At 48.4% G+C, this 11542-nt stretch carries 12 protein-coding genes and 1 riboswitch; of the genes, 1 reads left to right on the top strand and 11 read right to left on the bottom strand.

Annotated features, from left to right (window positions below; genetic code table 11):
- Nucleotides 1-6 precede the first annotated feature (6 nt).
- From BBA02S_RS01415 to BBA02S_RS01365, 11 genes are all read right to left on the bottom strand, one after another.
- Nucleotides 7-1134 carry a cobalt-precorrin 5A hydrolase gene (locus BBA02S_RS01415; protein WP_052475071.1) on the bottom strand — a complete coding sequence of 376 codons (1128 nt, stop codon included), beginning with the start codon at nucleotides 1132-1134 and terminating at the stop codon, nucleotides 7-9.
- Nucleotides 1131-1904, bottom strand: coding sequence for a precorrin-4 C(11)-methyltransferase (cobM, locus tag BBA02S_RS01410; protein WP_041096166.1), 774 nt, complete (start codon nucleotides 1902-1904; stop codon nucleotides 1131-1133). Before cobM ends, BBA02S_RS01415 begins: the two co-directional genes overlap by 4 nt.
- Nucleotides 1901-2602, bottom strand: a complete 702-nt coding sequence (gene cobI, locus BBA02S_RS01405; RefSeq protein ID WP_041096169.1) for a precorrin-2 C(20)-methyltransferase — start codon at nucleotides 2600-2602, stop codon at nucleotides 1901-1903. Before cobI ends, cobM begins: the two co-directional genes overlap by 4 nt.
- Complete coding sequence (locus BBA02S_RS01400) at nucleotides 2599-3813, bottom strand: bifunctional cobalt-precorrin-7 (C(5))-methyltransferase/cobalt-precorrin-6B (C(15))-methyltransferase (protein WP_041096171.1); 1215 nt, start codon at nucleotides 3811-3813, stop codon at nucleotides 2599-2601. Before BBA02S_RS01400 ends, cobI begins: the two co-directional genes overlap by 4 nt.
- Entirely contained in the window at nucleotides 3806-4909 is a 1104-nt protein-coding gene (locus tag BBA02S_RS01395) for a cobalt-precorrin-5B (C(1))-methyltransferase (protein WP_041096174.1), read from the bottom strand. The genes BBA02S_RS01400 and BBA02S_RS01395 overlap by 8 nt, the downstream gene beginning before the upstream one ends.
- 2 nt (nucleotides 4910-4911) lie before the next feature.
- Nucleotides 4912-5559, bottom strand: a complete 648-nt coding sequence (locus BBA02S_RS01390) for a precorrin-8X methylmutase (protein ID WP_041096176.1) — start codon at nucleotides 5557-5559, stop codon at nucleotides 4912-4914.
- On the bottom strand, nucleotides 5549-6340 hold the full coding sequence (cobK, locus tag BBA02S_RS01385; RefSeq protein ID WP_041113640.1) for a precorrin-6A reductase: 792 nt from the start codon (nucleotides 6338-6340) through the stop codon (nucleotides 5549-5551). The genes BBA02S_RS01390 and cobK overlap by 11 nt, the downstream gene beginning before the upstream one ends.
- Nucleotides 6337-7221 (bottom strand): sirohydrochlorin chelatase, encoded by an 885-nt coding sequence (locus BBA02S_RS01380; RefSeq protein WP_041113641.1) that lies wholly within the window; start codon nucleotides 7219-7221, stop codon nucleotides 6337-6339. Before BBA02S_RS01380 ends, cobK begins: the two co-directional genes overlap by 4 nt.
- A gap of 15 nt (nucleotides 7222-7236) precedes the next feature.
- Nucleotides 7237-8823, bottom strand: coding sequence for a precorrin-3B C(17)-methyltransferase (gene cobJ, locus BBA02S_RS01375; RefSeq protein WP_041113642.1), 1587 nt, complete (start codon nucleotides 8821-8823; stop codon nucleotides 7237-7239).
- Nucleotides 8824-8842: 19 nt separating this feature from the next.
- The gene (locus tag BBA02S_RS01370) at nucleotides 8843-9226 is read right to left on the bottom strand and encodes a (2Fe-2S) ferredoxin domain-containing protein (RefSeq protein ID WP_041096183.1); all 384 of its coding nucleotides are present in this window, start codon (nucleotides 9224-9226) and stop codon (nucleotides 8843-8845) included.
- A 184-nt stretch (nucleotides 9227-9410) separates the two neighbouring features.
- Nucleotides 9411-9602: riboswitch (cobalamin riboswitch) on the bottom strand.
- Between the two features lie 103 nt (nucleotides 9603-9705).
- Nucleotides 9706-10605 (bottom strand): GHMP family kinase ATP-binding protein, encoded by a 900-nt coding sequence (locus BBA02S_RS01365; protein ID WP_052477291.1) that lies wholly within the window; start codon nucleotides 10603-10605, stop codon nucleotides 9706-9708.
- 251 nt (nucleotides 10606-10856) lie between these two features.
- Between BBA02S_RS01365 and BBA02S_RS01360 the strand changes: the two genes are divergently transcribed.
- Complete coding sequence (locus tag BBA02S_RS01360) at nucleotides 10857-11477, top strand: class I SAM-dependent methyltransferase (protein WP_041113643.1); 621 nt, start codon at nucleotides 10857-10859, stop codon at nucleotides 11475-11477.
- The last annotated feature ends 65 nt before the right edge of the window (nucleotides 11478-11542 follow it).

Genomic DNA, 11542 nt, shown 5'->3' with positions numbered 1-11542 from the left:
TCCTCCTTATGAATAGGAAATCAATCCAACTGAGATGGTGACATTTCCCGATTTTTTCTTCGCCAGCAACAACTCATTACTCCCGCTGCAGAGCATAGCAGCCGGCTCGCTCACCCCGTAAGCGCCGGTGAATTTATACACTGTTTCTGAAGGCTGGGTGATTTCTTTTTGGTTCAGCTCATCCGGCCCGTAATAAACAAAATCCCAGCGGTATTTTTGTGCGGTTTCAAGCAGTCCCTCTTCATCTTTTTTCAAGTCAATCGTTGCGATCGCCTTGACACTTTTCATGCTTATCTTTAACTCGTTCAATGTCTCTGCAATCACTTGCTCAATCTCCTCCGCTGACGTGCCGCGGTTGCAGCCCATACCAAGCACGATCACTTTGGGACGGAATAGCACACCATTCGCCAGGATAGCCTCTTCCGCTTTTTCAAGCTCTCGATGAGTAACAACAAGAGCGGCCGCTGGTTCAGCAGCCAGAGCTTCCTTTATTGTTGAAAACAGGTGGATATTCTCCGGCATCGGAGTATCGTACATCCACCAGTTTGTCTCTCCGGATTCTTGTATAACAGCTACCTTTTCTTCGTTGACGACAGCCGCACTCACCGGGGTTAACTTCTCGTCCGACTCCCACACCCAGCCGAAGCGGCGGCCGAATAGATCCACAGGAATCGTCTTTTGGACATCGGATGCGGTGGTCACCACCGGATATGCCCCGATTAGAGCGGCGACTTCCCGAGCCAGCTCATTGGCGCCGCCGATGTGGCCGGAAAGCACACTAATGACATGCTCTCCCTTATCATCGACTACAACGACTCCAGGGTCCGTCTTTTTATCTTTTAAAATCGGAGCGATCATCCGGACAACAGCTCCGAGCGAAATAATCAAGATGAGCCCCTTATATTTAGCAAACAGCTCGGGCAACAGCAGACGGACAGAACCTTCAAACAAGGTAATTCCGCGTCCGCTTTCATCGCCCTGCTCAAACTTTTTCATATAATACAGATCGCTGCCGGGAAAGACGGCATGAATGTTTCTGGCTAACTGTGTGCCATGCTTGGTGATCGACACAATTGCATAGTCGCCTGCGGCAATTGCTGCCGGCAGCCGGGTCGTTTCTGTTTGGACGGTCACGATTTCACCCCCCGGCGGTAGCCGTGCGTGAACGCTTTGTCATACAGCTTAGAACGAAAATCCTTTTCGTGAATGGCCGGATCAAGTGCCCAGCCGGCTAATATCATCGCTTGTTTGCGGATGCCGTTCTTTCTCATATCTTCATCCAGGTTAGCAACCGTGGTGCGTACAATTTTCTCATCCGGCCAAGTAGCTTTATAAACAACCGCCACTGGTGTCTCCGGCGACCAGCCGGCGTCCATCAGCTCTTTCATCACCTTCTTGGTCAGAGTGGCACTGAGGAAAAAAGCAATCGTACAGTGATGCTTTGCCAAATCAGCCAGCTTTTCCCGTTCAGGAACCGGGGTGCGCCCTTCTGCTCTTGTTAAAATTACGGTTTGTGTCAGGTCTGGAATTGTTAATTCTGCTCCTGCACTGGCAGCAGCCGCGAATACAGAGCTCACTCCGGGCACAATTTCAATCTCTGCCCCTTTTTCTTTCAGCAGCGCTATTTGCTCCATGATCGCCCCGTAAACAGCCGGATCGCCCGTATGCAGCCGAACAACTTTCTTGCCTGCTTTTAAATGGCTGATCATGACATCTGCCATTTCCTCCAAATGCATGCCAGCTGTTTTTAAAATCTCCGCTTCCGGCTTTGCTTCCCGAAACACGTCCTCGTTAACGAGGGAGTCCGCATACAAAATCACATCTGCTTCCTTAATAAGACGAAGTCCCCGGACTGTGATTAAATCAGCCGCTCCTGGACCGGCCCCAACGATAAACAGCTTCATTTTCTCACCACCATTAACGTTAAATATTCCGGTTCTGCGCCTTCCAGTTCCTCTATGCTCCAAACGATTTCCTCTTCCGATGTTACCTTGGAAACCACTTTTGCCTTATCAGTCAAATTCAGCTCTTTTAAAATGCGCAGCATTAAATCTATTACTTTAGCTACTTTAATAAAGACGACGCAATCGTGCTCTTCAATCGCCCTTTTCATTGCTTCATAGTCGTCCTTCGCCGGCACAATCGCAACCAGATCATCCCCGTCAGCCAGCGGCAGCGACAAGCGTGCAGCTGCTCCATTGATAGATGAAATACCAGGAATCACTTTCATGCGGATGTCACCGTAGCGCTCTTTCATAACTTTCATCATGTGGATAAATGTGCTGTAAAGAAGAGGGTCCCCTTCAGTGATAAAAGCAACGTCTTTTCCTTCACTCAATTTTTCCCAGACCGCTTCGGCTGTCGCGTTCCATTCTCGTTCGAGAATCGCCGGATCTTTTGTCATTGGAAAAACAAGTCCCAGCATTTCTTTTTCAGCGGGATCAACATAAGCATCAATAATTTTTCTTGCATAGCTTTTGCTGCCTTTTCTCTTTTTCGGATAAGCAACTACAGGGGACTCCTGCAACGCCCGAAAAGCCTTTACTGTGATCAGTTCCGGGTCTCCGGGTCCTGCGCCTACCCCATATAACGTACCTGTCATGCTTGCTCCTCCTTCAGCCTCTTGGCGGTAATGATATAAACAGGGTTTAACCCTTCCATTCTCGTTAAATGTAAAATCGGCTTGCTTCTTGCCATTTGCGCCAGTAGAATATCCACCTGGAATCCGCGCTTTTTAAAAGCCTGCTGCGCTTCTGACAGATTTTCGAGCGTGACGACATTCATCACAATGGTGCCGCCATCCTTTAAACGGCCGCAGCACTCATCAAAAATGCCCTCCATATTTCCGGCGGTTCCGCCGATAAACACCGCGTCTGGATCAGGAAAACTTTCAAGTCCCTCCGGCGCTTTGCCGAGCACCGCTGTCACGTCTGTGCGGAATTTCTTGAAATTTTCCTGTGCATTTGCCCAGTCAGCCTCATTTTTTTCAATGGCGTAAACCGCACCTTCTGAAGCGACTCTGGCCGCTTCGATAGCAACGGAGCCGGTGCACGTGCCAATATCCCAGACGATGCTGTCCTTCTGAAGAGCCAGCTGGCCAATAGTCAGAACGCGGATTTCCTTCTTCGTCAGCAGCCCCTTATCCGGCTTTCTTTGGACAAATTCCTCATCAGGAATGCCTAACGGCCACACTTTCCGCTTTTCTTTTCGCTTTAAAATCACGACATTTAACGGCGAAAATTCAGCTGTTTCCATGTCCTCTAAAGCCAGCCATCGGCAGCGCTCATGTTCGCCGCCTAAGTTTTCGGCGACGAACGCCTCGTATTCATTTATTCCGTAAGAAGCTAAATACCTGGCAATCGCTTGGGGGGAGTTGCTTTCATCCGTTAATAGGGCCACCTTGGCTTTTCCGTCGATCCGCTGCGCAAGCCCGGTCATCCTGCGGCCATGCAAGCTAATGACAGCCGCATCGTTCCAGCTTTCTCCCATGCGGGCAAAAGCGAGCTGCACAGAACTTGGCTGCGGATAAATTTCTACTTCGGCATGCTTGGCTAAATAACTGCCGATCCCAAAGAACAGCGGATCTCCCGACGCAAGCACAACCGTTTTTTGCTGCGGCTGGCACAGCTTTTCTTTTAGTTCCCGCAAGTTTCCTTTAATCGTGAAGGTGTCTCCCTTGTAATCCGGAAAAAACCCCAGCTGCCGCTCGCCTCCGACTAACAGGTCAGCTTCATGCACCCACTGTTCATAAAGAGCCGGCAAGCCGTTGGGACCGCCGTCTCCTATGCCGATAATTTTGATTTTTTCACCCATGACGCTCCGCCTTTCCTAAACATTCGCCTTTGAATGTATATAACGTTGTCTCTATTTCCATCCCGCCGCCTACTTCCTTCAGCGCATGCTCACAGCAGCTCGCGCAAAGAATAGTGAAGAAACGATCATGGCCGGCAGCTGCCATCAGTTCTCCGGCATGGGAAGCTGTATTGGCCCCTCTGACTTCTTCCGCTTCTGCTAAAGAAGCACCGGCTTCTAATGCGGTATCCGCAAGAAAATTAAAGTCGACTGGCGCGCTTTTTGAATGGACCATCATCACCCCTTGAGCAACTTTGGAAAACTTGCCCATCATGCCGACCATCGATATCCGTTTGATGCCGAGCCGCTTGCAATGTTTTAATGTAAAACCGACAAAATCCCCCATTTCAATAAAGGCTTCTTCTTTTAATTCAGGGAGTTGCTGGATCGCATATTTCTCGCTGCGCCCGCCGGTCGTAATCGCCACATGATCGCAGCCCCCAGCGCGCGCCACCTGTATCGCTTGAATAATGCTCGCCTTATAAGCAGCGGTCGAAAAAGGCATAACGATTCCACGCGTACCTAGAATCGAAATGCCGCCAATAATCCCCAATCGGCCATTAAGCGTTTTTTTCGCCATCTCTTCGCCGCCCGGAACCGAAATAATAATCTTCAAGCCGTCTGTCCGCTGGAACTCCGCTAATATTTTTTCCGCTTCTGAAAGGATCATTTTCCGTGGCACAGGGTTGATCGCCGCCTGGCCGACTTCAACCGCAAGGCCGGGCTTCGTTGCGCGGCCGACACCTTCCCCGCCGTCCAACTCAATGCCCCGCTCTTCTTTTAAGATAACTTCTGCATAAATAACAGCCCCGTGAGTGACGTCCGGATCATCGCCAGCATCTTTCTTTATCGCTGCTATAGCCCGGTCCTCTTTTATTTCACAATGCTCTACCGGAAAAGTAGCGAACACTTTTGCCGGCAAATAAATCGTGGCGGTCTCCTGCTTTTCCCCAGACAGTAAAGAAACGAGGGCGGCCTGAACCGCGGCTGTTGCACAGGCGCCAGTCGTATAGCCTTTTCTAAGCGGCTTGTCCTCTTTCTTTTCTTTCGCTTTCATCGTCATTGCTGTTGCGCGAGCAGGGATAACGCGTTGACAGCAGCAACAGTCACTGTGCTGCCGCCTTTTCTTCCGATATTCGTGATATATGGGATATCGAGCTTGGCCAGCTCTTCTTTAGATTCAGCAGCAGAAACAAAGCCGACCGGCAGGCCGATCACCAGGCTTGGCTTGGCGGCTCCCTCTTTCACAAGGCGGATCAATTCCAGCAAGGCTGTCGGCGCGTTGCCGATCGCATAGATGCCGCCTTCCCCTTCAGCGGTGGCTTTGCGCATGGAAATGATCGCTCTGGTCGTATTTAATCGTTTGGCTTCCGCCATCACATCTTCATCAGAAATATAAACGTGCGTGCTGCCGCCGAACTTTTCGATTCTTGGCTTGCTGACACCGGACTGCACCATTTGCACATCACAAATAATCCGTTCTCCGTTCCTGATTGCCTGAATGCCTGCTTCTATCGCCTGTGGATGAAACAGCATGCTTTTGCCGAGCTCAAAATCAGCCGAAGCATGAACCACGCGCTGCACAACTTTATATTGTTCATCGGTTAATGAGTGCGGACCAAATTCTTCTGTAATAATGTCAAAGCTGAGTCCTTCAATCTCCATCGGTTGAACCGTTTCTGGTTTAAATTCTGTTTTAAAATCCATCTCCATGTCCCCTTTTAATCTTGAGTTTACGCAGCATGTCCCGGACTTCTTCAAAGCTTGAACAGCGGTTCGAATAGTCAATGGACGGGCGTTCGATGACGATCGTTTCAATACCGAGTTCTTTCGCCGCTTCGATCTTTTGATCGACAGACCCCCGCTGGCCGCTTGCTTTCGTGACCATACATGCCACGTCATATTGCTCGTAAAGAGCTTGATCGAACTTTTTCGTGAACGGCCCTTGAATGGCCACAATGTTTTTTTGCGGCAAGCCAAGCTGTTCACACTTTTCCATGTTGTCTTTACGCGGAAGCATCCGGCACACAAGGCGGATATCTTCGATCGGAAGCAAGCGTTCAGTGAAAATAGCTAATGTTTTGCTTCCTGTTGTCAGCATGACGGTTCCTTTGGTCTTTGCTGCTCTGTCGGCTGCCTCTTCATATGTGGAGACATATGTAATTAGGGACGACTCTTGGAAGTCCTGTTCTTTCCTTTCAAAGCGAACATACGGAATGCCAGCTTGTGAAGCAGCCGCCATGGCGTTTTTAGACGCTTCTTCAGCAAATGGATGGCTTGCATCGACAACGGCCGCTGCCTCTTTTTCGCCAATAAACGCCTGCATCGCTTCAGTGTCCATGCGCCCGGCAAATGCCGGAACCCCCACCTGTTTTAATTCATTGACCGCATTTTCGGTTACAACCGATGCGATGACCGAATAGCCGTCCTGTTGCAGAGTGACAGCCAGCTCCCTTGCATCACTTGTTCCCGCCAAAAAGAAAATCATTTGACTGTTGCCGCCTCGCTTCCCTCTTCATGGCTATGATGATGATCATGGTCATGATCGTGGTGGTGATGATCTATATGCTCCATCGCTTCAAAGCGGTATTGGCAGGTGTCGCAATTCATATAGACCTCCCCCTTCAGCACTTCCTCCACCCGGTCTTTAATAACTGTCTTCAGCTTCGGATGAAAGCCAAAATACTCCGCAAGCGTAAAAGAAATTCCCGGATAAGCAGCCTTGAACTGTTCTGTCATCTGCTCAAGTCTCTTGATTAAGACACCAGTAAAAAGGAAATATGGGAGAATAATGACTTTCTCCGCTCCGAGACGCACCGTCTTTTCCACCGCTTCTTCCAAGCTTGGGGACGTGACACCGATAAATGCCGGCTCAATCATCGGAACACGCAGCTTTTCCCATAAAAGCCGGGTGATTTTGAACAAATCGCTGTTGGCATCGGCATCACTGCCGCCGCGGCCAAGCAGGATCACAGCAGTTTTCTCATCGGTCCCTTCCTGATATTCCCCTGTCTCCAAAAGACGGCTTTTGCAAATATCAATCGCTTCGTAGTGGATGCCGATCGGCTTGCCATATGTAAATTGAACCGCCGGATACTTTTCCTTGGCTTCATCTATTTCATGAGGAATGTGAATTTTAGAATGGCCCGCCGGCAGCAGCATTAATGGAATGAGCGCAACAGATGTGGCCCCTTTGGCAATGCAGCTATCAATGCCCTTTGCGATATTTGGCTGTTCAAATTCCAAGAAACATGTTTCATATAGGAGGTCTTTTCCAAGCTCTGGAACGAGCTGGCCGATAAACTGCCTAATTTGTTCATTTCCTTCTGGATCTCGGCTTCCATGGCCGACAAATAAGATTGCCTTCATTTACTGTCCGCTCCTTTAATCCCCGCACGGTGCAGGTTCAATATCGATTTTCGGTTCCATATTGCGATAGTCAAAGCTCTGAATTCTTTTGACGCGTTTGAAATATTTAAAAAATCGTTCATTCGGATGGCCTTTTTCTTTATATTCAGCAATGATTTCTTCTAGAAGCGGAACCAGCGCTTCCGGTTCGATCCCTTCAGCCACAGGCTGGCCGGCATGAGCCGTCCGTCCGACTGTTTTGGCTCCTAGAAACAAGTCAAACTTTCCTTTGCGAAAAACAAGGCCGATATCTTCTTTGACCGCTCCGTAGCAAGCCATGCCGCAGCCGTTCACTCCAATTTTTAGTTCTTTCGGCATCTCCATGCCGTCAAACTTTTCGTGCAGCTGTTCAGCGTACGGAATAGCGTCCTTCTTCTCGCCATCGCAAAAGTCGCAGGCTTTCACAGTGGCTACATCCCCAATCGGTGAAAGCAGAAAACCGGCGTTTTGCAGGTCGGTCGTCAATTGATCCGGCTCTTCTGTCGGCACCCGCAAAATAATTTGATGATGAGGCGTATATTCGATTGAGCCTCTTTCTCCGGCTGCCTTTGAAAGAACAAGCATTTGCTTAGCAGAAAATACCTTGTTCGCCACACCAGGACTGACAGCGACTTCAAAAATGGACTCGATTTTTCGCTGGAACAGCGGCTTGCTGACACTGGCTTTTTCTTTTCCATCCAAGAGCTGAAGGGCTTTCATGCCCAGCTTATAGAGATCGCTTTTTTCTTCTTGTCCCCCATGAAGCGCCCATGGCTCATTTTTAGGCTTCAGCCGCTCGTGCGGTTTCAATGGCTGTTTTTCTGATGTTAACGTATATTTACGCTGATAGCCGCGCGGCGTGATCATTTTATTGTCATAGAGAAAAGTGGCTGAATTGCCGATAATAACGGTCGTCAGCATGCCAATGTCATGATCGAGCATACGTTGAAGATCAGTGATGACAACCTGCTCTCGTTCTCTGTACGCACTTTTAACAAGGCCGACCGGTGTATCCGGAGAGCGATGCTTTAACAAGATTCGCTGCGCTTCCGCAATTTGCCTCGTTCTCCGGCCGCTCTTTGGGTTGTATAGTGCAATAACAAAATCCGCAGCCCCCGCGGCCTCAATCCGTTTGGCGATGAGCTCCCACGGCGTTAAGTGATCGCTGAGGCTGATCGTACAAGCATCATGCATCACAGGAGCCCCGAGAAGCGAGGCGCATGAATTGATCGCTGACACCCCAGGGACAATCTCTACGCCTACGCCGCTTTCCTCTTTCCAGCCTTGCTCAACAAGCACTTCATAAACAAGCCCCGCCATGCCGTAAACACCGGCATCTCCGCTTGAAATCACGGCCACTGTTTTACCTTGCTCTGCTAGTTTAACGGCTGCCTGTGCCCGGCTGACCTCCTCTGACATTCCCGTGCTGATAATCTCTTTGCCTTTAATAAAATCAGCAATCAAATCAACATATGTTTTATAGCCAATAATGCAATCGCTTTCCTTCAGCGCCTCTTTGGCCCGCTCGGTAATATGCTCCGCGCTTCCCGGTCCAAAACCGATGACTAATAATTTTCCCTTCACTTCGTTCGCCCTCCCGCATTTACTTGATCTTTTGCTTTTCTTTCTCTTTAGCTACTCCGGTTATGCGATCATTTTTCAGGGTCATGCCGTTGTCATGCGATGTATACGTAACAGCGTTCTCAACCGGCTCGCCTTGCTGCAGGTGAGAAGCAACAATCTTTTCTGCAAGCTGTTCGTCCACTTCGTGATACCAGGTTCCTTCCGGATAAACGATTACCACACAAGCATCTTTGCAGCGGCCGTTGCATCTCGTTCTCGTCGTATGCACCCGCACATCTAAATCACGTTCTTTAATTTCCTTCCTGATCGCCTGGGTTACCTCTTCCCCGCCTTTTCTCATACAGCTTGATCCGTTGCAAATGAGCACATGATGGTTCATTTCCGTTAAATCCCATGTCGCCATTTCATTCACTCCTCTTTTAAAAGTAGCCTTTTTAGTGAATAAAGCCTTAAAAACAAAAAAGCCCTTAACTTCGGAGGAAGTTAAGGACTAAGAGCTGCGTATTGAAGCGGCTAAAGGAACGTACAAACAACCGGACATGCCGGCTTTGCTCCATGCACTCATCCTATTCTTCCCTCCGAAGAATGATGGTTCGAAGAAGAAAGCAGGTCTCCTGGCTTGCGGATCGCTTTACTCTTGTCCCTTCCCGGCATCACGCCAGTGGCTGTTGACAATTTCATCACCGTTTACAGTAGCGGGGGCTGCATCGGACTTTCACCGATTTCCCTATTATCCCGGAGTTTTATAACTCCTGGGCACTCTCTTCTTATTTATTCAATTGTATGTATGCCATCCTGAATTTTCTAAAATTCTAACTCTTTTTAATAGATTAGCAGGTTATTCATTCATTTGACAAGAAAAATTTTACACAGTTGGACAAACTATAGCTGGTGCAAGCCCGCCTTTTTCGGCCCAAAAGCGACAGAAGGACCAGATACAGAAGCGGAAAGAACAGGCTGCCACTTGGTTTTTTGCTCAATGATCCGCTCAGCCTGTTCTTTCTTTTCGAGAAAACGAGGATCATTTTTTGAAAATAATAAACCAATCACTGTTCCGCTGTGACCGGCAATCACTCCACAGCCGAATGTTACCGCCAGATTTGCAAACAAGTCAAAAAAAGGCTTGGAAAGCAGGCGGTCATTTAACGCGGCGCTTTTCGTCGCCGCTGATAGAATGGCCGCTTGGTCTCCTGACAACAGCCCTTGATGCAGCTCGTCAAACAGCTGCTTCATGGCGGCCTTCTCGGCAGGCGAATAAGACCGCTTCATCCTGTAATAGCGCTGCGTATTTAAACGGCCGCCGCTATCATAGCCAAGAAGAAACAGCTCCGGTACATCCGGATAAGCATGAAGCAGCTCACCCGTTTGCTGGTTGATTGCATTGATTCCTTCGTACATGACTCCATCAGTCGGCTCAATGGCAGCGGCAATCTTTGCAATATCCGTCCCCGGCAAGCTGGTGCCAAAGCTTGCCGCAACAGCGCGCACCGCAGCTGTCATATCAGCCGAACTGCTCGCCATCCCTTTGCCGACGGGAATTTGAGAAGAGAGGTAAAGCATGCCTCCTGTGTTTTTTCTCAGCCGTTCTAAAGCAAGCTCGGCGGCCTGAACTGCTTTTTTCTTATGTGATTGATGGCTGCGCACTCCTTGGAGACCGTCCGGAACGAACACCGCCCGGCTCTTTATCGGCACCGGCAGTGTAAATAAAAACGGCTGGCCATCCCTTTCTCCCTGAGCCAGCTCTCCAAAGGTGCCAACTGAACTGCCCATTCCTTTGTTCAAGTCTTCACCCCCTCATTCATCCGTGTCATCTTTTACACTACTATACTACATGACCAAAAGGAGAGCTAAAATTATTGAAAAATTTTGTTCGCTGTAGAGCTTATTTTGAATTTTTCATACAATGTATCTTTAATAACCTTTATTAAATAAGACTCATATTTTAAGCTTATAAGTAATAGGGTGCGGCTGCTTGAAGTCAAACACAGAAATAGCCCGTCTATACAATGAAGAAGCCTTTAAGGGGGATAAGTATGAATAATTCCTGGAACAAGATCATCTATAAAGCCTGGTCGCCAATGTACGATAAAATCTTTAATTCCGGGGCTTTCTTACAAGCCCGCAAACAAATCTTTGAGCATATTCCTTTTGACAGCGGCCAAAAAGTTCTATTTGTCGGCGTCGGAACAGGCGCTGATTTAGAGTTAATTGATCAAGCCCAACTGAATGTAACGGCCATTGACTTTTCACCCGATATGCTGCACCGGGCACGGGATAAATTCAAGCATTCCTCCATTGAGTTCTTAGAAATGGACGCCCAAAATATGGCGTTTGAAAATGAAACATTTGATTATGTCATTGCCAGCCTGATTCTTTCCGTTGTACCCGATGCTGATAAGTGCTTTAAAGAAATGGAGAGGGTGTTAAAAAAGGAAGGTACCATCGTTATTTTTGATAAATTTATTCCGAAAGAACAGACGCTGTCGTTGCCAAAAAAACTGCTCAGGCCGCTAATTCAACTATTAGGAACAGATATCGGATTGGATTTTGAAGAGTTATACCGCAGAAACAATAAGCATTTGACGATTACTGAAGAGAAAAAGGTCCTGATGAATGGGATGTACAGAAAAATCATGATTCGCAAGATAGGTTGACTCGTTTTTCAGTTTCTTCTTAAAGAAGGGCCGGTCCAGAAACTACGAAAAATAACTTTTTGGTT

This window comes from Bacillus badius NBRC 15713 (assembly GCF_001591605.1).
GTDB classification, from domain to species: Bacteria; Bacillota; Bacilli; order Bacillales; family Domibacillaceae; genus Pseudobacillus; species Pseudobacillus badius.
The sequence above is the reverse complement of the archived record's forward strand: the minus strand, read 5'-3'. Positions and strand labels throughout refer to the sequence as shown.